Origin of the sequence: Curtobacterium sp. Leaf183, assembly GCF_001424385.1 — a bacterium.
GTDB lineage: Bacteria > Actinomycetota > Actinomycetes > Actinomycetales > Microbacteriaceae > Curtobacterium.
On sequence record NZ_LMPO01000006.1, the window covers coordinates 55179 to 81173 of the forward strand.

The window sequence follows — 25995 nt, forward strand, 5'->3', positions numbered from 1 at the left end:
CGGACGCTGCGTAGGGTCGGGAACAGGATGACGCTGACGTCATCCGCACCCGACGGAGGGCACCGCATGACATCCCCGTTCAGCCTCGACGGCCGGAGCGCCGTCGTCACCGGCGGCAACCAGGGGCTCGGCAAGGCGTTCGCCTTCGGGCTCGCCGAGGCCGGCGCCCGCGTCGCGATCGTCGGTCGTTCCGCAGAACGGAACGCACGGGTCGCCATGGAGGCGGCCGAGGCCGGCCACGAGTTCGTCACCATCACCGCGGACATCACCGACGACGACCAGGTCACCCGCATGACCGACGAGGCCTTGGCAGCGTTCGGGCGGATCGACGTCCTGGTCAACAACGCCGGCACCTGCGTGCACGACGAGGCCTTCGCCGTCACGGACCAGGCGTGGGACGACGTGTTCGCGCTGAACGTCCGGGCGCTGTGGAAGGCGACGATCGCGGTCGGTGCCCACATGCGCGACGCCGGGTCCGGGTCGATCGTCAACATCGGCAGCATGTCCGGGATCATCGTGAACCGTCCGCAGTGGCAGCCCGCCTACAACGCGTCGAAGGCGGCGGTGCACCACCTGACGAAGTCGCTCGCGGTGGAGTGGGCGCCGTACGGCATCCGGGTGAACGCGCTCGCGCCGGGGTACGTGAAGACCGAGATGGCACCGGTCGACCGTCCTGAGTTCCAGCGCTACTGGGTCGAGGACACCCCGCAGCAGCGCTTCGCCCTGCCCGAGGAGATCGCGCCCAGCGTGGTGTTCCTGGCCAGCGACGCGGCGTCGTTCATCACCGGGTCCGTGCTGGTGGCGGACGGTGGGTACACCGCCGTCTGACGACGCGTCGGACGGGAGGCTCGTGGCGGGGCCGCCACGGGCCTCCCGTCCGGTGCCGGGCCGGGCTGGGTCAGGCGGTGAGCTCGGCGACCAGCGCCGCGACCCGGCGGCGGACGTCGTCGCGGATCGGGCGGACCGCGTCGAGCGGCTGCCCCGCGGGGTCGGCGAGGTCCCAGTCCTCGTAGCGCTTGCCGGGGAAGACGGGACAGGCGTCGCCGCAGCCCATCGTGACGACGACGTCGGCGTGGCGCACGGAGTCGGTCGTCAGGACCTTCGGCTGCTCGCCCGTGATGTCGATGCCCTCCTCGGCCATCGCCTGCACGGCGACGGGGTTCACGTGCTCCGCGGGCTCGGAGCCGGCGGAGAACACGTCGACGCGGTCCCCGGCCAGGTGCCGCAGGTACGCGGCGGCCATCTGGGAGCGGCCGGCGTTGTGGACGCAGACGAACAGGACGGCGGGCTTGTCGGGCATCGGCGGGTTCCTCCAGTGGGGGTGGGTGCAGCGTCGAGGGTACCGATCGCGGATGTCGGCTGCGGCCCGTAGCGTCGGGCCATGACCGCGATGTGGATCGACGACGACACCATCACCGACCTCCGGGCGCGGCTGCGGGCGACCCGGTGGCCAGACGCTCCCCAGGGCACCGGGTGGTCACTCGGCGTCGACGTGGACGAACTGCGTGACCTGGTGGCGTACTGGGCCGACGGGTTCGACTTCGACGCCCACCGCGACGCCCTGGCCGCGCTGCCGAGTCGCCGGGTGGAGGTCGATGGCATCGGTGTGAACGTGCTCGTCGCCCCCTCGACGGCGTCCGACCGTGCGGCGCTGCCGCTGCTGCTCGCGCACGGCTGGCCCGACTCGACGTGGCGCTACCGCAAGGTGCTTCCGCTGTTGACCGCCGCCGGGTTCGACGTCGTCGTGCCGGACATGCCCGGGTACGGGTTCTCCGACGTGCCGCCGCAGGTGCTCGACGCCCGTCAGGTCGCGGGCCTGTGGGCGACGCTGATGACCTCGCTCGGCCATGAGCGGTTCGCCGTCGCCGGCGGGGACATCGGCACGCACGTCGCCCGGTACCTGGCGCTCGACCACCCCGACCGCGTGGTCGCCGTGCACCGCATCGACGGCGGGCTGCCGTGGCCCGGCATCGACGTGTCGACGCTCTCCCCGCCGGAGCGGGACTTCGTGGCCGCGACCACCGCGTGGCGCGACACCGAAGGCGCGTACGCGATGATGCACCGAACGAAGCCGCAGACCGCCGCGGTCGGGTTGACCGACTCACCGGCCGGGCTGGCCGCGTGGATCGTCGAGAAGCTGCGGTCGTGGAGCGACTGCGACGGGGACCTCTGGTCGGTGTACACGCGAGACGACGTGCTCGCGCTCGTGACCGAGTACTGGGCGACGGGCTCGATCGGCTCCGCGATGCGGATGTACCACGCGAACGCGGCGATCCCGCCCGAGCAATCTGCACGTCGGGTCGAGGCGCCGTCGGGGTTCTCGCTGTACCCGGGCGACCTGGTGACGGCGCCGCGGGAGTGGCTCGAGCGGACCACGAACCTGGTGTACCTGTCCGAGCCCGCGCGGGGAGGGCACTTCGCTCCCGTCGAGCAGCCGGAGTCGTACGTTGCCGAGCTGGTCGCGTTCCTCGAGCCGTTCCGGGAGTGACCGTGCGGCACGTTCGCTAGAGTGGGCGGGCCGGCCTCTGTAGCTCAATGGAAGAGCAGTTCCGTCCTAAGGAAAGGGTTGGGGGTTCGAGTCCCTCCAGGGGCACCAGTACCCGGTCGCCACGTCGTGTCGAGCGACAAGGGTTTTTGTCAGTAGTTCACGCGTTCCGTCAGGGAGATGACCTGCGCTGTTGCAAGACAGCTGGCGGGCGGACAGCCCTGGCCGCGTCCTGTAGAGCGTCCGGTGCTCGTCGCCTCGCGCTCCGTTGGCGTTCGGTCGGCGGCGGCTTCTCGAGCGACGGTGCGGAGGATTCGCTGGCGTGGCGCTGCTGTAGTGCGTCGATGTGGACGGACACCATCACGGTGGCGTTCCACGGCATGTTCTCGAGGTCTGTCGGGCTTCTCGACAAGCCCCGTTGTTGTTGTGGGTTCCAAGCGAAAGTGTCCGATTCCAGACTTTTGTGTCCACTGATCAGCACCACGTCCTAGAGCAACAGGTCGTCCCGGTCCTCACTGACGATGTCCGGTGCCAACAGCCGCGATCTTGACCCCTGGCCGCCGCAAGGGCGTTGTCGGTAGTGCGAGAATCTCGCGACAGGTGGTCGTTACCGAACTAGCTGAGACCATCACGGTGGCATCTTGGGGCATGTTCTCGTGGACCGCGGAGGGTTGTCCCCTCCCGCCGTTGTCGTCCGCCAACCAACCTGTCCAACTGCCACACAACGTGTCCTGAAATACGGAGTTGGACAGGTTGTTTGGCAGCGCGGACAGCCACGTCGACTAGTGCCAGGCTCAGCCCTCGTGCGCCGGGAGGCGTCCGTATAGCGCGCGTGAACTGAGATAGCCCGCGTACCACCTATGTGAGACAGGGTTAACTGCGGAGCAGGGCCGTAGGAGTCCGAAGCCCCCGCCGGCATCTCGTGGCTCAATGGCGAACCGCCGAAGGGACGCTGCGTTCAGCGTCCATTCACGCCTAGCGGTGACTTGGCTCTGGCGGTCTAGTAGACGTCGCTCGCCTGCTCGGGCGTGAGATGACGGATGTCGGCGAAGAGCTGAGTCGCAAGGCCTGCTCGGCCGCGGAGCGCGACACTCAGGTCTGGTGCGCGGCTATGTCGGGGCCAACTTCTAAACTTGAGCAGACGTGCAGCTTCTTCTACGCGCTGTGCCAAGAGGGAGGGTGGCGGATGGCGATTGGGTACAGGGCCGTACTGCGCCTAACGAGGGGTCAGAGCGCGGTCGCGGCGGCGGAGGAGCAGGTACGCACCTGGCTGAAGGGCAAGGTCGGCAAGCGACCTGCCCAGCAGGCCCGTGTCGACTGGGACGGCCCCGGGCACTACGCCATCGGCCGAGGTCTCGAGCTGCTTGTCGTGCACGCCGATCACGACGAGCAGACGCCCCGCAGGTTGTACAGGATCATCGAAGCGAACCCGTCTGGCCGGTGGATCGTGTCCGTGTACGCGGGCACCCTCGTGTCGAAGCGCGGCGGCGAGCAGACCATCGTCGTCGAGGTCGACCTCTCCGGGGCCGACCGGGAGGCAGCACTAGCGAAGGTGGCGCCACCGAAGATCGTGCGCACGCTGCTGGACACGTACGACGCCAGCGACGGGTCCGTGCAACTTACCGGAACACCAAATGTTGTTCGCTCCGCTCAGATCGAGGATCTGCTTGCTGCGATTGCCGACCCGAATCGCACGGCATCAGTTGTCGTCGCGCTCTCGCCCGCACGTGATCTTGATGACGCATGGCGGAAAGTCGTCGGGAGCCTCACCCGGCAAAGCGTGGGCGTTACAGCGGCGTACGTCGTGTATCACGATGCCGCCGAAGCATTCGCCGAAGCGCTGCCGGTAAGCCACCGCTTCCACCCCGGCCAGATTCGCACGTTCCTTCCTGACGTTGAATTCGACAGTCCCAGTGACGCCATTCGCCACCGATGGTTGGCACTGCCCACTCTGACCCGTTCGTTGCAGCGAGGCCGGGTTGCAGAGCCGCTGCAACGTCGCCATGGAGAAGACGCTCGCCGCCGCTTCGTCGAGGCCCAGCTGCCTGCGGACGTGCAGCGCATGATCGAGCTGTTGCGACGCAGCGAGACCGGCATCGAGCGCGCGGCTCGGGTGCAGGCAATCGTTGCCAAGGCTCGAGCAGTCACCCCGCTCCCGGCGCAGCAGCCAGTTGCGACCGAATCGGCGAGTGATGTAGCTCAGAGTGCTCCCGAGGCACCCGCAGCCTCGTCGCCATGGCGTGAACGCATCACGGCGATGCTTCGCCGTTGGCTAGGACGCGATCCCGCGCTGCCGAAGGAGCTGGACGACCTTGATACGTTCATTGAGGCCAAAGTCGCTGAAGTGCAGGTCGCAACCGACCAGCTAGCGGAAGCAGCGGGCTCCGTTGAGAACTTGCAAGCGGAAGTGGTGCGGCTACGCCGCGAACGCGAGGACATGGAACTCGAGTGGGCCGTCGCGCTCGAGGCGCGCCAAAACGCCGATCGAGATAACACGGTGTTGCGCCGCCGTCTCGCTGCAAGCCGGCAACCTGGCGATGCCTACGTCGAGCCGGACACCGAAGACTGGGCTGCGCCAAGCACCGTCGAGGAACTGGTTCGTCGGCTCACTGCGGGCGACGATGAACACCACGTGACGGCTCGGGTTGTCTTTACCGGCGACGACGACGGGGCGATCGAGATCGACCGCCGCTACCCATCCGGGGTTTACGCCACCGCGTTCTGGTTGCACGTCCGCGTCCTCCATGACTACGCCGAAGCCCGGCTCAACGGCTTCAACGGGGGTCTGCACATGTATCTCGGTGCAGATGCCGTCGCTGGCACCAAGTGCCCGCCCGGACAGCACGCCGCAAAGGAAAGCCAGACCGTGCTCAATAACACGAGGTGGTCGGCAGAGCGCGTGTTCTCCGTCCCCACAACCGTTCGTGAGGGCGGCACGGTCCTCATGGAAGCGCATTTCAAGCCGACTTGGCGCGACACCTTCGCACCGCGCTTGTACTACTACGACGACGTTGCAGGGACCGGGAAGGTCTATATCGGCTACATCGGCCGGCACCTGACGAACACCCAGACCTGAGCACCTCGAGCTCACATTCGGCGCGCCGCTTCGACGCGAGTGCGAGCCCAGTGTGGTTCGACCTAGCAGGACGTACGCGCGACCGACGTACTGCTGCCCGATAGCGGATCGCCTACTGGGATGGGCCTCCCGTTCCTTCCCCTTGCACGTGTTGCGGCCTGCGGAGCGTTCTGGGAAGCTGGTCGGCTTTGCTCATTCACTAGGGGGTTGCCGTGTCCACTCATGACCAGATCGAGACCAACCGGGCGAACTGGGACGAACGAGTTTCAGATCACCTCGTCGCCTACAAGGCGGCTGAGTTCGCCGACGACCCCTCCGCCAACCGGGTCATGTTCGAAGCCACGGTCATGGCTCCCCACCTCCCCGATGGGTCTCTCACCGGGCTCGACGTCGTGCACCTTCAATGCCACATCGGGGTTGACTCGATCAGCCTCGCCAGGCTTGGGGCACGAGTCGTCGGCACCGACTTCTCCGGTGACGCGATCGCAGCAGCCACCTCGCTTGCTGCTCGGGCCGGCGTCGATGCGTCCTTCGTCCAGACATCCAACGAAGACGCCCCCGATCAGCTCGGCCGGCAATTCGATGTTGTCTACACAACCGTCGGCGTCCTCGCGTGGCTCCCGGACCTCACCACGTGGGCGCGCGCCGTCGAACGGCTCCTGAAACCGGGCGGGCTGTTCTTCCTCTACGAAGCACACCCCATGGTCATGACCCTCCAATACGACCGACAAGACACCGCCCTCGTCGTCACCGAGCCGTACTTCGGAGCGGGCGAAGCCCAACGATTCGACTCCGGGACCACGTACGCGAGCGACACCCTTCTTACGAACCGAACCACGTACGAGTGGCCCCACTCCCTGGACGAAATCTTCACCTCGATTTTGGCTGCGGGGCTTCAAATCGAAGCCTTCCACGAATACACCGCCATGCCATGGGAGCCCATTCCGAATCTCGTCAAGACGCCGGCTGGTTACGCGCTTGCTGACGGCAACGAACGCGTGCCAATGATGTTCTCTATCGCTGCGCGGAAGCATCACCACCCGTCTCGTTAGCCGATCGTCCAGCGGTGCCTGGCGAACTCAGCCTCCTCGTGGGAGCTTGGGACGATGCAGCACAACGACGTGACGCTCACCTGGCGTTCGATAATCAGTGACGACGAGCTAGCAGGCCTCACCGCGGCTCATGGAGGGTCACCCGAACCCGGCTGGTGGGACCGGATAAGTCCGCACTCCCTGGGCTGGGTCGCGGGCAGAGCCCCCGGTGGTGAGCTGGTCGGCTTCGTCAACGTCGCCTGGGATGGTGCAGACCATGCGTTTCTCATCGACGCGAAGACGCATCCGACCTACCAACATCGGGGCCTTGGAACAGCGGTGGTCCGCTACGCCGTCGACGCGGTCCGATCCGCCGGCTGCGAGTGGTTGTTCGTCGACTACGGCGAGGACATGGTGCCCTTCTACGAGGGGGCCTGCGGCTTCCGACCCACCCACGCCGGCCTCGTGCGTCTGCGCTGATCCCGCGTCTCGATAGCCCTTGGACTTTCGAGGCTCAGATCCTTCGTCCAACAACCGGCCGGGCAACAGCTGATCGTTCGTATCCGTCACAGCGGTCGTGCCAGCGCGGCGAGCTGGAGTGCTTGCACGGAACGGAGGTGTTGTTCCGAGCGGTGGCGGCCGTTGGCGGGAGACGGATGTGGTGTTGCGATGACCGGAAGGAGTCGGGGGTGCTCGTCCAGGGTGAGGTGTCGCATGATGCCGTCGAGGGCGACGGCCCCGTACGTGACGATCGCAGTGAGCGCGGGGAGGGCCGCGAGCAGTGCGGCGAGGGCATGCCGCCCCTCGTCGATGTCCGCGAGCCGCACGCGGCCGGGGACTTCCCATGGGATGAGATTCCAGCGGAGGTACTCGTTGCGTGCGAGTCCGGACTCGATGCGGGCTGCGCGGAACGCGGCCGCGGTCGGGCCCGGGTTGTCCTCGCTGCAGATCGCTGCGTGCGCTGCGGCGATGGTCTGGGGGCCGGGCGACTGCATCAGGACCAGGACGCGGCTGGATGTACCGCCGGATCGTGGGTCGAAGCTCGGGACGAACCGTCGCGAGCCGTCCGGTGCGGTGCGCCATGTCTCGGCGAGAGCGTTCAGCGATCGAACGTCCGCGAGCTCCTCGGCGGTGCTCACGCCGGCTGTGGCGGTGCCAGGAGGGTGCCACGGATGACGGATCCGTGGAAGGTGCGGACGGCAACGGTGATCCACGCGACGACGAGGCCGACGTAGTAGACAACTGCGAGGACGGCGACGACGGTCAGTCCTGAGTGCAGGGCGAGCCCGTTCAGGCCGGTGACGCAGGTCCCGACGGGGAACGTGAAGGACCACCAGGTCAGGCTGAACGGCAAGTGTTCGCGGGCGGTGCGGATGGTGATCGCGAGGGCGATGACGGTCCACAGCAGCGCGAAGCCGAGCATCGCGAACCCGTACACCAGCGCCACGACCAGCAGGGCATGCGCGGTACTCGCATCGACAACGGTGGGGGCGTTCGATGCGAGGAGGTTCACCGCGGTGATCGACTGTCCGACCGGCCCGAGGACGATCCACAGAGTCGGGACCATGCCCGCGGCACCGACCTTGTGCTGCGCGAGACGGTTCCAGATCAGCGTGATCACGACCAGCGACGTGATGAGGCTGAGGCCGAAGAAGCCGTAGCAGGACCACAGCAGCGTCTCCCGCGCCTGCCCGGCGGGGGCGTAGGGCAGGAGGAGCGCACCGGTGGAGGCAGACACCATCGGCGGGACGATCGGCATCAACCAACCGCCGAACGCGGAGTCGGGCTTGTTCTCGTGGCGGGTGAACGCCAGGTACGGCACGAGCACTGCCGTGAGCAGTCCTCCGATGGTGCCGATGGTCCACAGGACCCAGTCGACGGTGACGGCAGCGGGCAGGCCGATCCAGTCCTTGCCGAGCAGGATCGTTCCGGCACCAACGGTGAGGAACGCCATCGGCGGTGCCCCGTAGAAGTGGGAGATCACCGGGTTGAGCTGGTGCCCGGCTGCAGTGCTCCGGTAGCGCATCCAGTGCAGCACCGTCGCGATCGTGAGGGCGACGAGGAGCACCGCGGCGATCGCCCACACGACCGTCGCCGCGAGGCGCAGCCCGGGGAACTGCAGCGGCAGTGACGCAGCTGCGACAGCGACGATCCCCGTGCCCATGATCGACGCGAACCAGTTCGGTGTGAGATTCGACACGATCAGGCCTGGCCGCTCCAGGTCACGGAACAACGCCGTCTGCGGCCGTTGGGGCAGCTGGTTGCCGTTCGCGGGTGCAGGGTCGGTGCGGAGCGTTGTCATGGGCCAAGCCTGCGCGAATCCTGCCCCTGGCGGTACCGGGAACTTCTTGGCGGGGCACAATCGTGAGTTGTGGCAATACGGCGACTCACGGACCGAACGCTCGACCTCGACACACTCGACGTGCTCGCACGCGTCGCCGAGGCCGGCTCCCTCTCTGCTGCCGCTGGAGCGCTCGGCGTCACGCAACAGGCAGTGTCTGCTCGGATCCGGGTCGCCGAGCGCATGGTCGGTCACTTGTTGGTGCACCGCTCGACCACGGGGTCGGTGCTGACCGAGACCGGCCGGCTCGTCGTCGGGCTGGCCGGACCGGTCCTCGACGCGTCTCGCCACCTCGAGGCAGGAGTGGCTGCGCTGCGGGCTCCCACGGGTTTGCTCGTCGTCGCAGCGTCACAGACGATCGCGGAGCTGCTGCTGCCGGGCTGGCTGCTCGAATTTCGCCGCCGCGAACCCGACGTGCGGGTGCGTCTGATCGCGGGCAACTCCGCCGCGGTGACGGACCTCGTGCAGTCGGGTGGCGCGAACCTCGGGTTCACGGAGACCCCGGTGACGGCGGCAGGTGTGTCCGCGCAGGTGATCGCGGACGATGAGCTCGCGGTCGTCGTTGCGCCGGGCCATCCCTGGGCTCGGTCGACCGGGATCACTGCGGAGGTCCTGGCGGCGACGGCTCTGCTCCTGCGGGAAGAGGGTTCCGGGACTCGCGCGACCCTCGCCGCATGGCTCAGGGAGGCCGGTTTGAGCATGTCGGTTCCGGCCGCGGTGCTGGAGACCACGAGCATCATCCGGGCGAACGCGCAGGCTGGAATTGCACCGGCGGTGATGAGCCTTCGCACGGTCGCCGCCGACATCAACGACGGGTCGCTGGTGCGGGTCCCGCTCGCTGGGCCGCCACTTGCCCGGCCGTTGCGGGCGATCTGGTCGGGAGAGCCCCAGCCAGCTGGTTCTGCTTTCCTGCGCGTCGCCCACGAGGTGGCCGGTCGGGGTCAGCGCAGCCCGTAGGGCAGCTCCGGATTGTTCTCCGCGATCTCGGTGAGCCGGTTGTACTTCGCGACGCGTTCTCCGCGGGCGGGTGCGCCGGACTTGATCTGTCCGGTTCCGGTGCCGACGACGAGGTCCGCGATGAACGTGTCGGTGGTCTCGCCGGACCGGTGCGTCGCGGAAGCGATCCTCAGCGGACAGCTCCTGATCGCCGTGCCGGTCGCACTCCTGGCCGGGCTGGTGTCTTTCCTCTCACCATGCGTCCTCCCACTCGTCCCCGGGTACCTCGGCTTCATCGGCGGTGTCGCAGAGCAACGCCGCCGCAGCACGCTCACCCTGGGCGTGCTCCTGTTCATCCTCGGCTTCACCGTCATCTTCGTCGCCTACGCCGCCGCATTCGGCGCCGCCGGCTTCTGGCTGATCCGCTGGCGCGACCTGCTCACGCAGATCCTCGGCGGCTTCGTCATCATCATGGGACTCGTGTTCATCGGCCGCTTCGGGATCCTGCAGCGCACCCTCAAACCACGATGGAAACCGGCCACCGGCATCGCCGGCGCACCCCTGCTCGGGATCGTGTTCGGGCTCGGATGGACCCCCTGCCTTGGCCCGACCCTCACCGCGATCAACCTGCTGAGCCTGCAAGCCGCGAGCACCTGGAACGGCGTCCTGCTCGGCATCGCCTACTGCCTCGGACTCGGCATCCCCTTCCTCCTCCTCGCCCTTGGAACGACCTGGGCCACCACCGCGATCAGCCGCGTCAAACGGCACCTACGGACCGTGAACCTGATCGGTGGTGGCACGCTGATCCTCATCGGTGTCCTCATGGTCACCGGACTGTGGTCATCGCTGATGTACACGGTCGGCGCACACATCGGCCAGTACGTCACGCTCCTCTAACGCCCACGTGCAGCCCGCTACAACGCATGGTCGTCGGTGGCATCCCTATGAGCACGATCGAGCAAGCACCGCCCCAGAACCGGTAGCCCACCTTGAACGCACGAACCGCGCTACGCCGATATCATCGGCATATGCCGATCGTAGAAGCGCGGGGCGATCTTGCCGCGGTATCGCTGTTCCACTCTCTCGCAGACCCGACCCGTCTGCGCATCCTGCGCCGACTCCGCCAAGGGGAAGCTCGAGTGAGCGACCTCGTCACGGAGCTCGGTCTTGCTCAATCGACCCTCTCCGAGCACGTCGCATGCCTCCGCGACTGCGCTCTCGTGGAGGGGCGGGCGCAGGGCCGGCAAGTGTTCTACAGCCTCTCCCGTCCGGAGTTGATGGACCTCCTCGAGTCCGCGGAGACACTGCTGCAGGCCACCGGCTACCAAGTCGATCTCTGCGGCACCTATGGCTCGGACGCGAGGGCTGGCGAATGAGCACGCTCACCGAAACCGAAACGGAGCAGCTCACCCGACGAGGGCTCCGCCTCGCGCAGTTCACCGTCGCGTACAACGTCCTCGAAGGAATCGTTGCCATCACGGCTGGGATCGCCGCAGGGCTCGTGTCCGTCATCGGGTTCGGTATCGACTCCGGAATCGAATCGATCGTCGCCGTGCTGGTGGGCATCCGCCTCGCCGCCAGGCTCCGTCACGGCGAAGCGGACGAGGGTAAGGAGCGCCGCACGTTGAAGTTCGTCGCTGTGACGTTCTTCCTCCTCGCCGCCTACGTCGTGATCGATGGCATCCGCAGTCTGATCACCCACGAAGCACCGGAGACCTCCCCGGTCAGCATCGTGCTGCTGGTCCTCTCGATCATCGTCATGCCAGTCCTCGCCGCGCTCAAGACCCGAGTCGGTAAGAAGCTCGGCGACCCGCTCATCCTCGCCGACGCTGCAGAAACTCGAATCTGTGTCCTCCTCAGCGTCGCGACCCTCATCGGACTCCTCCTCTACACCCTCACCGGCGCAGCCTGGCTCGACCCCGTCGCAGGATTCGTCATCGCTCTCTTCGCCATCCACGAAGGACGCGAAGCGTGGGAAGGCGAACTCGTGGAAGACGATGATGACGACTGAAACGACCGCCTCATAGCGACACAGAACGCCGCTCAAAAGCCGACACCAAGCGAAGCTGCTCTAATTTGGCGGGCGCGACGTCCAGTCGCTTCGATCAGTGGTGGCCGTGGACGACGGCGTGGCCGAGGCCGCGGCTGATCATCCACCGGTTCACCGGGGTGGTCACGATGAACGCGATCACCAGGGAGACCGCGAGGGAGCCCCAGAACAGCCAGTCGTTCAGCTGCGCGTCCATGGCGCCGGGAACCGCGACGATGACCGTGTTGTCGATGATCTCCATCACGGCGATCGACACCGTGTCGGCGGCAAGGGCGACCTTGAACGCGGCGGAGAAGCTCAGCCCGGACCGGACGACGCCGCGCATGGTGAGGGCGTAGCCGAAGATGAACGCCAGCACGATCGACAGGATGATCGTGCCGGTGTTGTGCAGGCCGGTCGCGGTGCCGATGACCATGCCAAGAACTTCACCGATCGCGCAGCCGGTGAGGCAGTGCAGGGTCGCTTGCGCGGCCATCGTCCACGTCGTCGTCCCGTGACCGCCGCCATGGTTCTGGTGGTTGTCATGGTTGGTCATGCTGTGGTGTTCATGGGTGTCCATGTCGCTCCTATCGGGTATGGAAGGTGCGGAGGCGGAGGCTGTTGCTGACGACGAAGACCGAGGACAGGGCCATGGCGGCGCCGGCGATCATCGGGTTCAGCAGGCCGGCCATCGCGAGCGGGATGGCGGCGACGTTGTAGGCGAAGGCCCAGAACAGGTTCACCTTGATCGTGCCGAGGGTGCGGCGGGCGAGCGCGATCGCGTCCGCGGCGGCGCTCAGGTCCGCTCGGATGAGGGTGATGTCGGCGGCTTCCATGGCCGCGTCGGTGCCGCTACCCATCGCGATCCCGAGGTCCGCGGCGGCGAGAGCGGCGGCGTCGTTGACGCCGTCGCCGATCATCGCCACGGACCGGCCTTGCTGCTGCAGCCGGGTGACGGTCCGGTACTTGTCTTCGGGGCGCACCTCGGCTTCGACGTTGTCGATGCCGACCTCGGCGGCGACCGTTCGGGCGACGTCTTCAGCGTCGCCGGTGAGCATGATCGTGCGCAGCCCCATGTCGTGGAGGCGTCGGATCGCGTCTGGGCTGGTCGGCGCGATGGTGTCCGCGACGCTGATGACGCCGCGGGCTGCGCCGTCCCATGCGACAACGACCGCGGTCGCGCCGCCCTGTTCCGCGGTCCGGACCGCGTCCGTGACCGCTTCCGGGATGGTGATGGCCCACTGGTCGGTCAACCACGCGGGGCGGCCGACGAGCACGAGGGTGCCGTTGACGACGGCTTGGACGCCGAGCCCGGCGGTGGACTGGAACGTGTCCGCGGTGGGGTGGTCGGTGGCGGCTGCGGTGATGGCGCGGGCGATCGGGTGTTCTGATCCTGCTTCCGCGGCGGCGGCGAGGGCGAGCACTCGGGTGTCGGTTTCCTCGGCGACGGCGGTCACCTGGTGGACGCTCATCTTGCCGGTGGTGACGGTGCCGGTCTTGTCGAGTACGACGGTGTCGATCCGGCGGGTGGCCTCGAGGACTTGGGGTCCGCGGATGAGAATCCCGAGCTGGGAGCCACGTCCGGTGCCGACGAGCAGCGCGGTGGGTGTTGCCAGCCCGAGGGCGCAGGGGCAGGCGATCACCAGGGTCGCGACGGCGGCGGTGAACGCGGCTTGCACGTCGCCGGTGAGCAGCAGCCACCCGATGAGGGTCAGCACCGCCAGGCCCATGACGATCGGGACGAACACGGCGGAGACCCGGTCGGCGAGGCGCTGCACCTCGGCCTTGCCGGTCTGCGCGGACACGACGAGCCGGCCGATGCGGGCAAGCTCCGTGTCCTGGCCGACGCGGGTGGCTTCGACGATGAGTCGGCCGCCGACGTTCACGGTCGCGCCGGTGACGGTGTCGCCGGGGCCGACCTCGACGGGGACTGCTTCGCCGGTCATCACGCTGGTGTCGATTGCGCTCGTGCCATCGGTGATGGTTCCGTCGGTGGCGATGCGTTCACCGGGACGGACCACGAACCGGTCCCAGACCTGCAGTGCTGCGGTCGGCACCTCGGTTTCGGCACCGTCTCGGAGCACCCGGGCAGTGGGTGCACCCAGGGCGAGGAGCGCCTGCAGGGCGGCGCCGGAGCGGTCCTTCGCGCGGGCCTCGAAGTACCGGCCGGCGAGGAGGAACACCGTCACCGCGGCGGCGACTTCGAAGTACGGTTCCGGAGCCGCGCCGGGGTGCGGGAACCAGGAGAACGCCATCCGCATCCCGATGTGCCCGGCGCCGCCGAACGCCAGCGCCCAGACGGACCACACGGTCGCGGCGGCGACGCCGACGCTGACGAGGGTGTCCATCGTCGCGGCCCCGTGCCGGGCGTTGATCGCGGCGGCACGGTGGAACGGCCACGCACCCCACACGGCGACCGGCAGTGCCAGCACTAGGACGGCCCACTGCCATCCTGAGAACTGCAGGACCGGGATCATCGACAGCGCCACCACCGGGACGGCGAGCACCGTGGACACGATCAGGCGTCGCCGCAGCGGCGCGAGTTCGTCGGTGTCCGCACCGGCCGGTTCGGGCAGGTGCGCGCCGTACCCGGCAGCTTCAACGGTCCGGATCGCGTCGTCGACAGCGAGGTCCGCGGGGAGCGTGACGGAGGCGCTTTCGGTGGCGTAGTTCACGCTCGCGGTCACGCCGGGCAGCTTGTTCAGCTTCCGCTCGATCCGGTTCGCGCACGACGCGCAGGTCATCCCCTCGATCGTCAGCTCAACCGGCGGGGTGCTGGTGGTGGTCATGATGCGACCAACGTGTAGCCGGCCTCCTCCACAGCGGCGGAGACTTCCTCCTGCGGCAGGTCGCGGGTGCTGGTCACTCGAGCGGTGGAGACACCGCCAACGTTGAGGTCGATTGTCACGTCCGTGACGCCCGGCACGGCGGCGAGTTCCTCGTTGACGCTCATCACGCAGTGCCCGCACGTCATGCCCGTGATGCCGTACGTGTTCGTCAGCTGCTCGCTCATCGTGGTGATCCCTTCGTCGTTCACGTTCATCATGTACCCTAGGGGGGTACCGTAGGGAGTGTAACGCCGGATGAGCGGATGTGTTCCCGATCCGCTCGACCGGCACCCGGAAAGAGGACGTGATGGCGACAAAGACTGATCGGCGCGAGCAGGCGCGGCAGAAAGCCGCTGACCGCAGAGCGGAGCAGCAGCGCAGCCGTACACGCCGGTGGTGGCTACTGGGCGCCGCCGTGGTCGTCGTCCTCGCCGCGGTCACCACGATCACGGTCACCGCCCTCACCCGTGGCGACGACTCGGCGCCGACGGCGTCCGGGGTGACGGCGGCACCGCCGTGGCCGGCCCCCGCGGATGCGCCGGCGCGGGCGAAGGCTGCGGGACTTGAGGTGGCGGGGATGGAAGGTGCGGCGCTGCACACCCATCAGCATCTGTCCGTATCGGTGGACGGGGAGCCGGTGGCGGTGCCGGCGAACATCGGCGTCGACGTGCAGCGGGGCGGCATGTCCGCACTGCACACCCACGACACCTCCGGCATCGTGCATGTCGAATCCGCGAAGGTGCAGCCGTTCACCCTCGGACAGCTCTTCACCGAGTGGAACGTGACCTTGCGCGACGGGCAGGTCGGCGGGTACGTCGACGGGAAGAACGACCGGCACGTCGCCGTGTTCGTCAACGGCACCCGCACCACCACGCCACTGCCGGATCTGGAACTGCAGGACCAGCAGGACATCGCCATCGTCATCACCCGCGGCGTCGGCACCCCGATCGCGCCGGCCCCGTTCGATTGGTCGACGGCGGCATGAGCGCCGCTACCGTAAACGGTGACCCCCGAGGAGCGTCCATGACCGACACCACCGCACCTGCTGCAGAGCACCACCACGGGTACATCACCGCGAAGGACGACTACCTCAAACGGTTGCGCCGCATCGAGGGGCAAGCCCGCGGCCTGCAGCGGATGGTCGATGAGGAGCAGTACTGCATCGACATCCTCACCCAGGTGTCCGCGATGACGAAGGCGCTGCAATCCGTCGCGCTCGGCCTGCTGGATGACCACCTCGCGCACTGCGTCACCGACGCCGTCGCCGAAGGCGGCGACGCGGCCGCCGTGAAGCTCAAGGAAGCCTCCGACGCGATCGCCCGCCTCGTGCGCGCCTAACCAGCTTCCCGCCCACCAGACGGGGCGGTTGTCCTCTCAGCGCTCGTCCTGCACCATAGAACCCGCACCCCGACCAGCCATCAGTACGGATCCGCATGCTCACCACCGCGAACACCACGCGCCGCCGCCTGCTGCTGCAGGCCACGGCGGTGCTGGCGTTGCTGCTGCTGGTCGGATTCACGGTCCTGATGCACAGCATGCTCGGCCACGCCACCACCGGCGATCACGCCATGACCGCCACGTCGAGCATGACGGCCGAACACGCTCACAGCGAGACGGCCGGGCACGATGCGCACGCTGCCACCCCAGCTGGCGCGGTGGTGAGCGTACTCAGTGACGCCGGCTGCGACGGCGGCCTGTGCGCGCTGATGTGTTCACTGATGGGGATGGCCTGCGCGCTGACGATCGCCCTGTTCGCGTGGGCGCTGCTGCGCACCCGGAACGGCGGGGTCCTCTACGTCCTCGCACGCCTCCTCGCCCTCGGGGACCGTGTCGCACGCCGCGTCGCGGCACCCAAGCCGCCATCACTGACGGCGCTGCAGATCATCCGTATCTGATCCATCCCCGGCGGGAGCGCTCCCTTCGGAAGCTCCCGCATGCCCAGAACACGGGCAGGTATTCGCCTGCCCGGAACACCTGACGCATTCACGGGAACGGATCCATGAACACCACCATCACGCGCACCCTCGCGGCCGCCGCCGCCCTCACCATCGGCCTCACCCTCGCCGGCTGCTCCACCAACAACGCCGGCTCCTCGGACAGCTCCTCCTCGTCGTCCTCGTCGGCGGCGTCGGCACACAACGACCAGGACGTCATGTTCGCGCAGCAGATGCTGCCGCACCACAAGCAGGCCGTTGAGATGAGCGACATGCTCCTCGCCAAGGGCTCCGACGTGGACGCTGACGTTGTCACCCTCGCCAAGCAGATCAAGGCGGAACAGGGGCCGGAGATCACGTCCCTGACCAGCTGGCTGAAGCAGTGGGGTGAGCCCACCGAAGCCTCCAGCATGTCGGGGATGGACCACTCCTCGATGTCGGGAATGATGTCCGACTCCGACATGGACGCCCTCGACAGCGCCTCCCCGGCGGACGCCGGGAAGCTGTTCCTGCAGCAGATGGTCGAACACCACACCAGCGCCGTCGACATGGCGGGGACCGAAGTCGACAAGGGCAAGAACACCGACGCGGTCGCGATGGCGAAGTCGATCGTGTCGAGCCAGACCGAGCAGATCAACCAGATGAAGGACATGCTCGCGTCGATGTCCTGATTGACTCGCCACATGTCTGCTCGGAGTCTCACCGTGACCGGTGTCGTCGTGATCGCGTTCGCGCTGCTTGTGTGGATCATCAATCCGACGATTCATGGGGTGAGTTTCGTGGTGCTGGTCGTCGCGCTCGTCGCTGGCCTTGCCTGCGTCGTCCTGGGGATCGTGCGGCGTCCACGAGGTTGATCCTCGTCTGTGTTGAACCCCGTCCCACCGGGGGATCGCTCTACGGACGCCGGCGCGAGTTAGGTTGGCGGAATAGACGTCTTGAGCGCAAAGGTTCTGGGTTCGATCGCGCTCGCCTTCGGCCTGGCGTTCGTAGCGACGTCGATCATTCGCCTCACTCGGCCCGACCTCGACGTGCTCTTGGTGATCTTGAACACCGTGCTCGGCCTCTTCTGGCTCGGCGCTGGCGCCTGGTTGTGGCGCTTCGCGCTTCGGAAGGCGAAGCGCGGCCGGTAGAGGATCGATTGGCGGACGCTTCGAAGTTGGCCATTGTTGCCTCATTTCCAGCGGCTCCCGTCTACCCCTGGCACCGATGACGCCAGAACGGGAGGGTGCAGGACGGAGCCATGTGCACGAGACTCTGTCCAGCATGATCACTTCGCCTGCCGACCACCACGGCCACCGTCGGCTAATCGGGCTCGCCGGGCTGACGCTCGTGACCGCGATGTCGCTTGCAGCCTGTTCCAGCCACGTGAACGCGGTCCGCGACGAGAAGACCTCCTCTGCTTGGATGGGGAGCGTCCAGGACCGATGGGCCGAACAGCCCGGCGAACTCGGCAGTGGTGCAGGCACGAACGATTCATCGAGTCGGCTCTCTCTCGGCGTCGCAGACGGCGGAACACCCGCGCACGTTCGTGTGTCCTTTGCGTGTCAAGGGCAGGGAACGGTGCCGATGGCCGTGTGGAGCAATCGCATGGTCAGCGGTGCGGAGAACGGGAAGCGACTTGCATCACGCTCGATCCAATGTGGTCACGACGAAGACCTGTACGTCGTGACGTCGAGCGCTTGGATCACCATCGGGCCGACCTCAGGGGACTCGAGCGTGAGCTGGTACGCCGCGGCCTATGCCGACCCTGCTTCGGGATCAAGCTGAAAGCAGCGTCCGCTAGCGGATCCTTCTGCGGACATGGCCGGTGTCCGGCAGTGGATACGGCTGCGACGGTCTGGATAGCATCACGCTGTGTGGTCGCCTGTTCAGCCCGAGCCGCCTAACACTGGGCGGTCCATCGCAGCGCTGGTGCTGCTGATCTGCTCCGCGACGGGCTTCGTGATCCTCTGGGTAGTGATGTGGGTTCCCGTGCTCCTGACCGGCGGCGAAGGCAGTCTCTTCCTCTACCCGATCGTCTTCTTACTGGCCGTGGGACCGTGGGGCGGCGCATGGACCGCCTTGGCGCTGGCGACGCGGTCCCGGAAGGGAGCCGGCGCCATACATAGCGAGACAGTCGCTGCCCTCAGCTCGGTCCTGCTCGCCCTGGGTCCGGTGCTGCTCTGGTTCGGGCCAGCAGTCACATGAGGCTCTATCCCGATAGCCGATCGTCATTCGGACGGGGTTAGTGACAGACCCATTTCTTGCCGAACGCCTCGTGCACGCGCCGAAGAGCTTCCGGATTGCCCCACTCCTGCACGGCCGAGCAATCTGTCTTCGCGCGGGCAGCGACGAGTCCCCAGTTGCCGACACTCTGGTAGGCGTACCGGTAGTCGGATTCGGAGTTCGACGAGCCGCCGCCGCCCTGTTGCTCAGGCAGTTGAATCTGCTCGCCGTCCGGGAAGACGAGGGTCTGCCCGATCGGGTCACAGCTCGGCAGCTGCTCCGTGTTCAGCGTCTCAACCAGGACCGGCGCTGCGGTCGTACAAGCAGGCAGGGTCGCCTCACCTGCCGTGAGAGTCAGGTACCCGTCATCCGCACCCCGTTGGCTACAGCTCGTCAGTGCGAGCACAGCCGCGATGACCAGGCCACAGATCCCGAAGGCGCGAGCGTTCACGAGGACCACTCTGCCGCCGATCGGCATCGCCCGGACGCCGGTCGCCTATTGAGATCACTGGTTCAGTTCCGCTGGGCCCACAGATCCATCAGCGTTTCGATCATGTCCAGCGCGGCGTCGAAGTAGCCGGCGACGGCGAGCAAACTCGTGGTGATTTTGTAGTCAGCTCCCCCGTGTTCGGCTTCGCCAATCTGCTGTCGGTCGAGCATCAGCACCATCATCGAGTTATTGGCATGCGCCATGCCGCTCGATGTTTGCCAGAGAGCTAGCGGCGTGAGGAACAGATCCGGAACGAGCGGCGCGATCTCTTCAAGCCGGGAGCTGACCTTCGCGACATAGCGAAGGTCAGCTCCGACCAGGGCCGCACGGCCGTCCCGATCGCGCTCGAGCGCGGCAATCGCCCTGTCCCAGCCGGGATCCTCACGGTCCGACTTTTCCATGACGACGTGCACGAGTCGGCGGTTCTCGCGAGCGAGTTTCAGTGACCGCAGCACGCGCTCGTTACGCGAGGCGGGGTGCAGGAGCCACAGGGCGGTTCCTGAGGCCTCGTAGGCGCTCCGCACGAGCGTGTACATCGCGAACGGCAGGACTGCCTCGCCGTCCACAACGATGAGCTTGAAGGCGTGAAGATGATCGAGGGCCACCCCGGTGCTTGCGCGCACCTGGTCGGGTACCGAGCTGTAGGGGGTGGCGGCACGGTCGCCGGCAAGGGACGATCCCTGCCGAACAGACAGGGCCTCGGATCGCGCCACCAGAGACTCGTAGCGGGCAAAGCTCAGGGGTAGAGAGCGTCGGCCCAGCTCCTCGTGCTCGGGTGCCTCCTGCCGGTCGCGCTGGCCGCTGTCATGTGTTTCCGCTGCGCTCACCAGTTCATCTTGGAGGGCCGGTGCGCCGTCCGAAAGACGATCGGCCAGCGGGACAGCCATGTGCCGCCGACGGGGATGGGTCAGTAGCCGCGGCGGTCGAGCGTTCGAAACACGAACACCCAGGCGACGAGCTGCGGCGCCCGTTGAACGACCGGCTTGCGGAACGCCTAAGAGCTCTCCGCTCTTCGATGCGTTCCCGGCGAGAGCGGCACCTCAGCCTGGCTTCGGGATTGGGAGCAAGCGTCGATGGTTGATCGGCTATCGGAAGTCCGATGAGCCGTCAGAGTGGTCCCGGAGCGGGTAATCGGGAACAATCGTCCACGATGGATCAGCTGGACAACGCGGAGCCCCGCCACCGCGCAGAGTCGCCGGTCGACGTACCGGGGTCCTCTCATCAGTTCGTCACCACCCCGTGGCTCCGTTCAGCTATCTGGACAGGCAGAGGGCTCCTGGTACTCACCGCGACCGGGCTCGTCGGCACCGGGCTGACGCGGGACCAGTGGGTCAAAGATGGCTTTGACGTCGACGGGTTCCCAATCAACTGGCTCCCGAATGTCGCTCTCGTCCTCGTCCTCGTGGTCGGGATCCTCTGGCAGTGGCTGTTCGGAATGGCTGCGTCACCGGCAGCGAGCTGGAGAGAGGGAGACCAGATAGTGGCGCTCACTGTGCTCGGGCGACGCCGGCTTCGCGTGCAGGGTGCGCGGGTCCTTCGCTTCAGGCTCTGGTCGGGTCTGGGCACGGTTCACGGCGCGATCCTGCTCGATCGCCGGTTCCGCCCACTGGTGTTGGTGGACCCCATCCGCACGGGTTTCGCCGGCACACTCGATCACCTGACCGATACCCACAGTGCATCTTCTGTCGGGCGCTCTGTTCTCGAGTACTTCGCTGGGTTCGCATGGTTGCTGACCACGGTGATTGTCGTTGTGGCGTTGGTTGCATCAGCAGACCTGCTCACTGGAGCTCTTGGCCGAGCTTGACCGCTGACGGATCGGCAAGCGGGACGCGCTCGAGCATGTTCCGGCGCACTATGAACGAGTGCGTGTGTTGACGATTCAGACGGTAGCGATGGGAGTCTCCGCGGAGCAGGAGGCGCACTGGCCGCAGCTCGCAGCCGCTGCGATGCTGGCAGCAGAGGAGGGCCGCGAACCCGTTCCCGCGGTGTGGTTCAGGACAGATGAAGGAGCGAGTGGGCTGATTCCGGTTTCCGAGTTCACTCCCGTGACCTTCACTGATGACGAGGAACCGGCTCGATTCATCGGGACAGTGACCGCGCTCGGCCCCGACGCCGCTCCATCGACCTGAGCGCTGTCCGGTCGCCGAGCGCCCACCGGACGGCGGCATCATCTTTCGCCTTGCTGGACTCCCCGTGCGCTTAGAGTGAGGAGATCACTGGTTGGGGGTAGCGATGTTGTTGTTGCAGTTTCTCGTGCCGGTGGTCCTGGTCGTTGTCGTCNTCCGCTACAGGATCAGCAGGATGCCGAATGGCGAGCACTGCGTGACGAGCGACGTCGAGCCCGAGCCGAGCGTCGTACACGCGACCGCTAGCCGATCGGCTTACGAGACGTGTCGGGGCGACAGTTCGCCCTTCTCCGTGGGAGGCCGCCCGCTGGCTCACCGAGTCAGTGAGCGAGCGTCCCCTGATCTTTGTCGCGTCCGGCCCTTCGCCTCGCTGCCCGACGGAAGGCCATGAGCACGGCGCCGCACACAACGGTCGCAACGATGCCAATCGCCGTGCCGCCGGCCGACCCGCTTCCGTAGTTTGACCAAGGCAGCCCAAGAGCCCATTGCAATGCAGGGCCCAGCACGAGTAACGCTCCGGCCGGCACGACGACGATGAGCAAGGCGCGGCGGCCGCTCCAAGCAGGATGAAGCAGAACAACCACGGCGGCCGCGGCGACGACCGCGAAAGCCCCGTAGATCCACGATGCGCCAGACATCCGCCATCCATCGTGCGCGAACCAATCTTGGACTCCACGGATGTTCCGTGCCCAAGCATGCTGACCTCGGCCATGTGTCGACGAGATGACAGGCAACGGCCACCCGATGATCGCGAGAACTCCGGCGATTGCGCTCGCGATTCCGAGCACGACCACTCCAAACCGCGACCCGGTTCTGGGCTCGACGTCGAAGTCGGAGATGCTCACGCCAAGGAAGCTATAGGGCGAGCGTGGCGGTCGCTCCAATCGGGTACACCGCCCGGTAGAGGATCCGCTTTCGGACGGGCCGATCGCCGCTGGCGGTAGACCCCGAGGCTCGGAGTCGCCGGTACCGCACGGGCTTGGTCAGTGGTCCATGCCGAGCGCGGACTCGATCCGGCTGATCGTCCGGCGCATCGCGTACTCGTCTTGTGCCGGCTGGTCGTCGGCCACCCACATGCGGACCGCTCCGGGAACCGACGTCCTGGGTGCGAGGCGGACCACGATCCCCCATCGATATGCGACGCCGCGCGGCGTGGGCTCCCTGAACACGTCGAAGCCAAGCACCTCTGAACGGAGGGCGATCGGGGTCCCGTGCCCGTCGTTGCGCGTCGACCAGTGCGTGATGCCCGTCCGGTCGAAGCCGAGGTCGCACGGGAACCAGACGCGCAGTCTGGGGTTCCAGGCCGTGAGGTCGGTGGCCGTCGATTCTGTCGCGTGCGCGGTGACGAACACGGTACCGGGATGGGTCTCTGCCTTCTGCCGTAAGCGCGCCCGCCGGCGGTGGTTGACCTCGGTGGTGACGCAGGCGACACCGAACCCGAACGTGATGAGCATGCCGAGACGGAGCTCGGTGGACAGGGCCCGACCCTCGTCGGTGCCGATCAAGACCGCGAGGACGATCGTCGCGGCGCCGAAGACGACGGTGATGGCGGCGAGGAGGATCGTCGACGGGCGCACGGCTCGACGATGCCAGAACCCGCGGCGCAGTGGAATGCTCACACCGTCACAGTGAGCACTGCGACAGCGGAGGGCGAATCATCCGGTGGCCGATCGGCGAATGAGACGGTGATCGCGCCAGCGTGAGGAGCCTTCGGGCAGGTTCGATGACCGGCTCTTGAGACGTGGGCGACCTCAAGCGGTGCTCCGTCACTCGGCGGGGTGGTGTCGAGTCCATCGGGCCGGACTTGCGGTGGCGGAGTCGGTACGCCGGTGATGAACTGTCGGACATGGGCATCAGTCTCGTTGTTCCCGATGTCGGCGCGTTCGAGAGCATCATCGCGACGCTGGCCTCGTGGCAGCGCGACAGCGCTGTCGTGCAGCTGCATCCCGGCGATCTGGGTTGGGCATGGCGGCACGGCGCACCCGCAGTCGCCACGGCAGTGCGGATGTGGCTGGACGAGGACACCATCGCCGCGATCGGGTTCTTCGATGGCCCTACGGTGTTCCGGATGACCGTCGCGCCCGAGCGATGGTCCGACGCACAGATCGCTCGTCGTGTGCTCGACGATCTCGGGTCCGCTGACGGGATGAGGTTCCCGAACGGGCACCTGTCCGTCGAGGTCCCCACGGGAACCACCCTCTACCGGCTGCTGGCATCGTCGGGATGGCAAGGAGGCGAGGCGTGGGCACCGCTGGCTCGGGACCTCGCTGAGCCGGTCGATCTGACAGGTCTGGGTCTCCGGTTCGAAGTGGTGGCCGGTGAACGTGTCGCTGAGTTCACTGCCGTGCACCGATCGGCTTGGAGTAATCAGAGCTTCACGGACGACCTGTGGAAGACGATGAGTGGAGGGCCTGCGTTCCAGAACGGTGCGTGCATCCTCGGACGGGATGGCTCCGGCGCGGCGGTCGCGGGGGTGACGATCTGGCCGGCAGGTGTCGGGCGTCCCGGGCTCATCGAACCGATGGGAGTGGACGCCGATCATCGTGGTCGCGGAAACGGCAGAGCGATCTGCATCGCTGCGGCCGCCGAGTTGCAGCGGCGTGGAGCGTCGATCGCTTGGGTGTGCACCCCGAGTTCGCTTCGCAGTGCGGTGGCGACGTACCGTTCGGCCGGGTTCGCCCCGCTGCCCGAACGGCTCGACCTCGTCCGGACGCACTGATCCGGACAGACCCACGCCGACCCCTGACCACCCCGGCCGACAGGTCCCTCGGCGGGTCCTCATTCCGGTCTCTCGACGGACCCGCCGCGTTGGCCCGTTCGCCCGAGTGACCTGCCCGCGAGTCCAGCGCAGAGGATCGCGGCCACAGCGACGTGCAGCAGCAGGAGTGTCGGCGCGGAGCCGTTTCGAGCGAGTGTGAGAGGCCCGATCAGCGACACAGCCCCGATCCCGGCCGCAACCATCAGGCGGGCCCGTTCCCACCCGGAGGCCCACCGGGCCACCACCGCGCGGCTTGCCCGGCACGCGCCCGCCGCACTTGTATTTACTTGCCTGAGTAATAAGATGCTCGTGGAGCAGTGGCACGTCACGTTGCTTGGCCGGTAGGAGGACCTCGGATGACACCAGCCTCATCGCCCAGCGCCGCCGCGCTCAGACGCCGATCGCAGATCATCCGCGCCACCATCGCGGTGATCGCCGACGTCGGGTACGCACGCTGCTCGTTCGCGGAGATCGCCGATCGCGGAGGTCTCAGCAGCACCCGCCTCATCTCGTACCACTTCGACGACCGCGACGCGTTGATGCGCGCAGTCGCCGCGACGATCGTCGATGACCTCGCGGTTGCGGTCACAGCTGCGATGCGGCGAGCAACGTCGCCACGCGACGCTGTGCATGCTTACCTGCGCGCGAACGTCGCCTTCGCCGACACCCACCGGCCGGAGGTGATCTCGCTCGCGGCACTGCTGTTCGCCGGGAGCCTCCCGGCCGACGGCAGCGATGTCGATGCGACGCAGCAGACCATCGCTTCGTTGATCGCAGCCGGCGTCGAGGAGGGCGAGTTCAGCGGCGTCGACCCGGTCATCGCGGCAGATGTCCTGCAGCGCACGGTCGAGGGAGTCTTCCTCCGACTGCACCGGGCGCCCGACGCGGACCTGTCGGATCTCGGTGACGGCCTGGTCGCGTTCTTCGACTCCGGACTCGGCACCACGGATCACGACCGTGTTGCGCGGGAATCGTCCTGATGGCGCCGTCCGTTCGGCAGCGGCTCGCGGCGCAGTCGCCACGCACCACCCTCGTCGTCACCATCGTGACAGCAGCCGTGAGCGTCGCCGCGGTCGTCCACCCACCCCTCACCGCGGTCATGATCCGCGACGGGGAGCTCGTGCGCGCCGGACAGTGGTGGCGGCTCGTCACCTCGATCCTCGTCCAGCCCGACGGCTGGGGGCAGTTCGCGTTCAACCTGCTGGGGATCGCTGTGGTGGGATCAGCACTCGAGCAGCGGCGGTCGGAACGGGTGTGGCTCGTGACGTACCTGGTCGCAGGCGTCGGGAGTGGGCTCGTCCTCGCGCTGCTCCTCCCCGAGCAACGCGATGGTGGTGCCTCGGACTGTGTCGCGGGCCTGATCGGCGCGCTCGTCGTCGTCCGGGTCCTGGACCGCACGGCCTCCACCGGTCCCGGGGCCGTGCTCGACACCGTCGCGGTCGCGTACAGCGCGTTCTTCTGCGTCTACCTGACACTGATCGACCTCGGCGGCGTCTGGCCGGCCATCGTCGCTGGCGACGCAGCGGTCGCTGTCGCACTGACCGCATCGCACCGCTTCGGTGCTGTCCGGACCGTCTGCGGTCTGCTGGTCCTGGTCGCGGTGGCCGGCGGCGTCATGACGGCGCTGACCGACGGCCACGGGATCGGGCTCCTCACCGGCGCCCTCCTCGCCGTCACCATCGCGCGGACACGACCACGGCGTCCGACGACCGCCGCTGTCACCTGACGTCAAGAGCCCACTCGTCCGGATTCGGCG

Annotated in this window: 31 protein-coding genes, 1 tRNA gene and 2 pseudogenes; 22 read left to right on the forward strand and 12 right to left on the reverse strand. The window is 67.3% G+C overall.

Annotated elements, in window-relative coordinates:
* Positions 1 to 66: 66 nt before the first annotated feature.
* Positions 67 to 828, forward strand: coding sequence for an SDR family NAD(P)-dependent oxidoreductase (locus tag ASG04_RS03770; protein ID WP_056120590.1), 762 nt, complete (start codon positions 67 to 69; stop codon positions 826 to 828).
* Between the two features lie 70 nt (positions 829 to 898).
* Here the strand turns inward: ASG04_RS03770 and ASG04_RS03775 are convergent, their stop codons facing one another.
* On the reverse strand, positions 899 to 1300 hold the full coding sequence (locus ASG04_RS03775) for an arsenate reductase ArsC (RefSeq protein ID WP_056120593.1): 402 nt from the start codon (positions 1298 to 1300) through the stop codon (positions 899 to 901).
* A gap of 81 nt (positions 1301 to 1381) precedes the next feature.
* Between ASG04_RS03775 and ASG04_RS03780 the strand changes: the two genes are divergently transcribed.
* The 5 genes from ASG04_RS03780 (at position 1382) to ASG04_RS03800 (ending at position 7072) form a co-directional block, all read left to right on the forward strand.
* Positions 1382 to 2488, forward strand: a complete 1107-nt coding sequence (locus ASG04_RS03780; RefSeq protein WP_056120596.1) for an epoxide hydrolase — start codon at positions 1382 to 1384, stop codon at positions 2486 to 2488.
* A gap of 33 nt (positions 2489 to 2521) precedes the next feature.
* Positions 2522 to 2596 (forward strand) — tRNA-Arg (locus ASG04_RS03785).
* 922 nt (positions 2597 to 3518) lie between these two features.
* Positions 3519 to 5561: a hypothetical protein gene (locus tag ASG04_RS03790; protein ID WP_056120598.1), complete on the forward strand. Its 2043-nt coding sequence runs from the start codon at positions 3519 to 3521 to the stop codon at positions 5559 to 5561.
* A 212-nt stretch (positions 5562 to 5773) separates the two neighbouring features.
* Positions 5774 to 6613 carry a class I SAM-dependent methyltransferase gene (locus tag ASG04_RS03795; RefSeq protein WP_056120601.1) on the forward strand — a complete coding sequence of 280 codons (840 nt, stop codon included), beginning with the start codon at positions 5774 to 5776 and terminating at the stop codon, positions 6611 to 6613.
* A gap of 54 nt (positions 6614 to 6667) precedes the next feature.
* Positions 6668 to 7072 carry a GNAT family N-acetyltransferase gene (locus tag ASG04_RS03800; protein WP_056120605.1) on the forward strand — a complete coding sequence of 135 codons (405 nt, stop codon included), beginning with the start codon at positions 6668 to 6670 and terminating at the stop codon, positions 7070 to 7072.
* A gap of 86 nt (positions 7073 to 7158) precedes the next feature.
* Here the strand turns inward: ASG04_RS03800 and ASG04_RS03805 are convergent, their stop codons facing one another.
* Both ASG04_RS03805 and ASG04_RS03810 read right to left on the reverse strand, forming a co-directional pair.
* Positions 7159 to 7731: a uracil-DNA glycosylase family protein gene (locus tag ASG04_RS03805; RefSeq protein ID WP_056120608.1), complete on the reverse strand. Its 573-nt coding sequence runs from the start codon at positions 7729 to 7731 to the stop codon at positions 7159 to 7161.
* Positions 7728 to 8894, reverse strand: a complete 1167-nt coding sequence (locus tag ASG04_RS03810; RefSeq protein WP_056120612.1) for a TDT family transporter — start codon at positions 8892 to 8894, stop codon at positions 7728 to 7730. The genes ASG04_RS03805 and ASG04_RS03810 overlap by 4 nt, the downstream gene beginning before the upstream one ends.
* Positions 8895 to 8963: 69 nt before the next feature.
* Between ASG04_RS03810 and ASG04_RS03815 the strand changes: the two genes are divergently transcribed.
* Positions 8964 to 9890, forward strand: a complete 927-nt coding sequence (locus ASG04_RS03815) for a LysR substrate-binding domain-containing protein (protein ID WP_056120616.1) — start codon at positions 8964 to 8966, stop codon at positions 9888 to 9890.
* Here the strand turns inward: ASG04_RS03815 and ASG04_RS16995 are convergent.
* Positions 9875 to 10045 (reverse strand): annotated as a pseudogene (locus tag ASG04_RS16995) (phosphopyruvate hydratase); the annotation flags it as partial. The gene ASG04_RS03815 and the pseudogene ASG04_RS16995 sit on opposite strands and share 16 nt — an antisense overlap.
* Between ASG04_RS16995 and ASG04_RS03820 the strand changes: the two are divergent.
* The 3 genes from ASG04_RS03820 to ASG04_RS03830 all read left to right on the forward strand — a co-directional run bounded on the left by ASG04_RS03820 (position 10011) and on the right by ASG04_RS03830 (position 11880).
* A complete protein-coding gene (locus tag ASG04_RS03820; protein ID WP_056120619.1) occupies positions 10011 to 10766 on the forward strand; it encodes a cytochrome c biogenesis CcdA family protein in 756 nt (251 codons plus the stop codon). The pseudogene ASG04_RS16995 and the gene ASG04_RS03820 overlap by 35 nt on opposite strands.
* A 131-nt stretch (positions 10767 to 10897) precedes the next feature.
* Positions 10898 to 11245: an ArsR/SmtB family transcription factor gene (locus ASG04_RS03825; RefSeq protein ID WP_056120623.1), complete on the forward strand. Its 348-nt coding sequence runs from the start codon at positions 10898 to 10900 to the stop codon at positions 11243 to 11245.
* Complete coding sequence (locus ASG04_RS03830; protein WP_056120626.1) at positions 11242 to 11880, forward strand: cation diffusion facilitator family transporter; 639 nt, start codon at positions 11242 to 11244, stop codon at positions 11878 to 11880. The genes ASG04_RS03825 and ASG04_RS03830 overlap by 4 nt, the downstream gene beginning before the upstream one ends.
* A gap of 94 nt (positions 11881 to 11974) precedes the next feature.
* Here the strand turns inward: ASG04_RS03830 and ASG04_RS03835 are convergent, their stop codons facing one another.
* Genes ASG04_RS03835 through ASG04_RS03845 form a run of 3 tightly spaced genes read right to left on the reverse strand, consistent with a single transcriptional unit; the run spans position 11975 to position 14911 of the window.
* Positions 11975 to 12454 carry a DUF4396 domain-containing protein gene (locus ASG04_RS03835; protein WP_200938397.1) on the reverse strand — a complete coding sequence of 160 codons (480 nt, stop codon included), beginning with the start codon at positions 12452 to 12454 and terminating at the stop codon, positions 11975 to 11977.
* 31 nt (positions 12455 to 12485) lie between these two features.
* Positions 12486 to 14687 carry a heavy metal translocating P-type ATPase gene (locus tag ASG04_RS03840; RefSeq protein ID WP_056120631.1) on the reverse strand — a complete coding sequence of 734 codons (2202 nt, stop codon included), beginning with the start codon at positions 14685 to 14687 and terminating at the stop codon, positions 12486 to 12488.
* Positions 14684 to 14911 (reverse strand): heavy-metal-associated domain-containing protein, encoded by a 228-nt coding sequence (locus ASG04_RS03845; protein ID WP_056120846.1) that lies wholly within the window; start codon positions 14909 to 14911, stop codon positions 14684 to 14686. Before ASG04_RS03845 ends, ASG04_RS03840 begins: the two co-directional genes overlap by 4 nt.
* 80 nt (positions 14912 to 14991) lie before the next feature.
* Between ASG04_RS03845 and ASG04_RS03850 the strand changes: the two genes are divergently transcribed.
* From ASG04_RS03850 to ASG04_RS17285, 7 genes are all read left to right on the forward strand, one after another.
* Positions 14992 to 15711, forward strand: a complete 720-nt coding sequence (locus ASG04_RS03850; RefSeq protein ID WP_148053887.1) for a hypothetical protein — start codon at positions 14992 to 14994, stop codon at positions 15709 to 15711.
* 38 nt (positions 15712 to 15749) lie between these two features.
* Positions 15750 to 16064, forward strand: coding sequence for a metal-sensitive transcriptional regulator (locus ASG04_RS03855; protein WP_056120637.1), 315 nt, complete (start codon positions 15750 to 15752; stop codon positions 16062 to 16064).
* A 95-nt stretch (positions 16065 to 16159) separates the two neighbouring features.
* Entirely contained in the window at positions 16160 to 16621 is a 462-nt protein-coding gene (locus ASG04_RS03860) for a hypothetical protein (protein ID WP_056120640.1), read from the forward strand.
* Positions 16622 to 16725: 104 nt separating this feature from the next.
* Positions 16726 to 17331, forward strand: a complete 606-nt coding sequence (locus ASG04_RS03865) for a DUF305 domain-containing protein (RefSeq protein ID WP_056120642.1) — start codon at positions 16726 to 16728, stop codon at positions 17329 to 17331.
* 33 nt (positions 17332 to 17364) lie between these two features.
* Entirely contained in the window at positions 17365 to 17514 is a 150-nt protein-coding gene (locus ASG04_RS17280; RefSeq protein ID WP_156463515.1) for a hypothetical protein, read from the forward strand.
* A gap of 81 nt (positions 17515 to 17595) precedes the next feature.
* A complete protein-coding gene (locus ASG04_RS03870) occupies positions 17596 to 17790 on the forward strand; it encodes a hypothetical protein (protein WP_056120645.1) in 195 nt (64 codons plus the stop codon).
* Positions 17791 to 17923: 133 nt separating this feature from the next.
* Positions 17924 to 18427 (forward strand): hypothetical protein, encoded by a 504-nt coding sequence (locus ASG04_RS17285; protein ID WP_156463516.1) that lies wholly within the window; start codon positions 17924 to 17926, stop codon positions 18425 to 18427.
* Positions 18428 to 18884: 457 nt separating this feature from the next.
* Here ASG04_RS17285 and ASG04_RS03880 read toward each other — a convergent pair whose 3' ends face one another.
* Positions 18885 to 19316: a hypothetical protein gene (locus ASG04_RS03880; protein WP_156463517.1), complete on the reverse strand. Its 432-nt coding sequence runs from the start codon at positions 19314 to 19316 to the stop codon at positions 18885 to 18887.
* A gap of 62 nt (positions 19317 to 19378) precedes the next feature.
* The gene (locus ASG04_RS03885; protein WP_156463518.1) at positions 19379 to 20182 is read right to left on the reverse strand and encodes a hypothetical protein; all 804 of its coding nucleotides are present in this window, start codon (positions 20180 to 20182) and stop codon (positions 19379 to 19381) included.
* A 323-nt stretch (positions 20183 to 20505) separates the two neighbouring features.
* On the opposite strand from ASG04_RS03885, the gene ASG04_RS03890 reads away from it, so the two are divergent.
* A complete protein-coding gene (locus ASG04_RS03890) occupies positions 20506 to 21159 on the forward strand; it encodes a hypothetical protein (RefSeq protein WP_056120656.1) in 654 nt (217 codons plus the stop codon).
* Positions 21160 to 21801: 642 nt separating this feature from the next.
* Here ASG04_RS03890 and ASG04_RS17290 read toward each other — a convergent pair.
* The gene (locus ASG04_RS17290; protein ID WP_156463519.1) at positions 21802 to 22326 is read right to left on the reverse strand and encodes a hypothetical protein; all 525 of its coding nucleotides are present in this window, start codon (positions 22324 to 22326) and stop codon (positions 21802 to 21804) included.
* A 138-nt stretch (positions 22327 to 22464) separates the two neighbouring features.
* Positions 22465 to 23100: a hypothetical protein gene (locus tag ASG04_RS03900; protein WP_156463520.1), complete on the reverse strand. Its 636-nt coding sequence runs from the start codon at positions 23098 to 23100 to the stop codon at positions 22465 to 22467.
* Between the two features lie 227 nt (positions 23101 to 23327).
* Between ASG04_RS03900 and ASG04_RS03905 the strand changes: the two genes are divergently transcribed.
* The gene (locus ASG04_RS03905) at positions 23328 to 24200 is read left to right on the forward strand and encodes a GNAT family N-acetyltransferase (protein ID WP_056120849.1); all 873 of its coding nucleotides are present in this window, start codon (positions 23328 to 23330) and stop codon (positions 24198 to 24200) included.
* A 59-nt stretch (positions 24201 to 24259) separates the two neighbouring features.
* Here ASG04_RS03905 and ASG04_RS18055 read toward each other — a convergent pair whose 3' ends face one another.
* Positions 24260 to 24568, reverse strand: a complete 309-nt coding sequence (locus ASG04_RS18055; RefSeq protein WP_414835818.1) for a DUF6069 family protein — start codon at positions 24566 to 24568, stop codon at positions 24260 to 24262.
* Between the two features lie 27 nt (positions 24569 to 24595).
* Between ASG04_RS18055 and ASG04_RS18060 the strand changes: the two are divergent.
* From ASG04_RS18060 to ASG04_RS03915, 3 genes and pseudogenes are all read left to right on the forward strand, one after another.
* Positions 24596 to 24778 (forward strand): annotated as a pseudogene (locus tag ASG04_RS18060) (TetR family transcriptional regulator); the annotation flags it as partial.
* Positions 24779 to 25219 carry a hypothetical protein gene (locus ASG04_RS03910; protein WP_235515427.1) on the forward strand — a complete coding sequence of 147 codons (441 nt, stop codon included), beginning with the start codon at positions 24779 to 24781 and terminating at the stop codon, positions 25217 to 25219. It abuts the pseudogene before it with no gap.
* On the forward strand, positions 25219 to 25965 hold the full coding sequence (locus tag ASG04_RS03915; RefSeq protein ID WP_056120667.1) for a rhomboid family intramembrane serine protease: 747 nt from the start codon (positions 25219 to 25221) through the stop codon (positions 25963 to 25965). Before ASG04_RS03910 ends, ASG04_RS03915 begins: the two co-directional genes overlap by 1 nt.
* The last annotated feature ends 30 nt before the right edge of the window (positions 25966 to 25995 follow it).

Bases quoted from the DNA above. Each gene is read 5' to 3' on its own strand.
- ASG04_RS03780 (WP_056120596.1), top strand. From the start codon at position 1,382: ATGACCGCGATGTGGATCGACGACGACACCATCACCGACCTCCGGGCG.
- ASG04_RS03775 (WP_056120593.1), bottom strand. From the start codon at position 1,300: ATGCCCGACAAGCCCGCCGTCCTGTTCGTCTGCGTCCACAACGCCGGC.
- ASG04_RS03790 (WP_056120598.1), top strand. From the start codon at position 3,519: ATGACGGATGTCGGCGAAGAGCTGAGTCGCAAGGCCTGCTCGGCCGCG.
- ASG04_RS17285 (WP_156463516.1), top strand. From the start codon at position 17,924: ATGATCACTTCGCCTGCCGACCACCACGGCCACCGTCGGCTAATCGGG.
- ASG04_RS03845 (WP_056120846.1), bottom strand. From the start codon at position 14,911: ATGAGCGAGCAGCTGACGAACACGTACGGCATCACGGGCATGACGTGC.
- ASG04_RS03860 (WP_056120640.1), top strand. From the start codon at position 16,160: ATGCTCACCACCGCGAACACCACGCGCCGCCGCCTGCTGCTGCAGGCC.
- ASG04_RS03915 (WP_056120667.1), top strand. From the start codon at position 25,219: ATGGCGCCGTCCGTTCGGCAGCGGCTCGCGGCGCAGTCGCCACGCACC.
- ASG04_RS03800 (WP_056120605.1), top strand. From the start codon at position 6,668: ATGCAGCACAACGACGTGACGCTCACCTGGCGTTCGATAATCAGTGAC.
- ASG04_RS03770 (WP_056120590.1), top strand. From the start codon at position 67: ATGACATCCCCGTTCAGCCTCGACGGCCGGAGCGCCGTCGTCACCGGC.
- ASG04_RS03840 (WP_056120631.1), bottom strand. From the start codon at position 14,687: ATGACCACCACCAGCACCCCGCCGGTTGAGCTGACGATCGAGGGGATG.
- ASG04_RS03830 (WP_056120626.1), top strand. From the start codon at position 11,242: ATGAGCACGCTCACCGAAACCGAAACGGAGCAGCTCACCCGACGAGGG.
- ASG04_RS03835 (WP_200938397.1), bottom strand. From the start codon at position 12,454: ATGACCAACCATGACAACCACCAGAACCATGGCGGCGGTCACGGGACG.
- ASG04_RS03855 (WP_056120637.1), top strand. From the start codon at position 15,750: ATGACCGACACCACCGCACCTGCTGCAGAGCACCACCACGGGTACATC.
- ASG04_RS03820 (WP_056120619.1), top strand. From the start codon at position 10,011: ATGAACGTGTCGGTGGTCTCGCCGGACCGGTGCGTCGCGGAAGCGATC.
- ASG04_RS03905 (WP_056120849.1), top strand. From the start codon at position 23,328: ATGGGCATCAGTCTCGTTGTTCCCGATGTCGGCGCGTTCGAGAGCATC.
- ASG04_RS03865 (WP_056120642.1), top strand. From the start codon at position 16,726: ATGAACACCACCATCACGCGCACCCTCGCGGCCGCCGCCGCCCTCACC.
- ASG04_RS03810 (WP_056120612.1), bottom strand. From the start codon at position 8,894: ATGACAACGCTCCGCACCGACCCTGCACCCGCGAACGGCAACCAGCTG.
- ASG04_RS03890 (WP_056120656.1), top strand. From the start codon at position 20,506: ATGGATCAGCTGGACAACGCGGAGCCCCGCCACCGCGCAGAGTCGCCG.
- ASG04_RS03910 (WP_235515427.1), top strand. From the start codon at position 24,779: ATGCGCGCAGTCGCCGCGACGATCGTCGATGACCTCGCGGTTGCGGTC.
- ASG04_RS03825 (WP_056120623.1), top strand. From the start codon at position 10,898: ATGCCGATCGTAGAAGCGCGGGGCGATCTTGCCGCGGTATCGCTGTTC.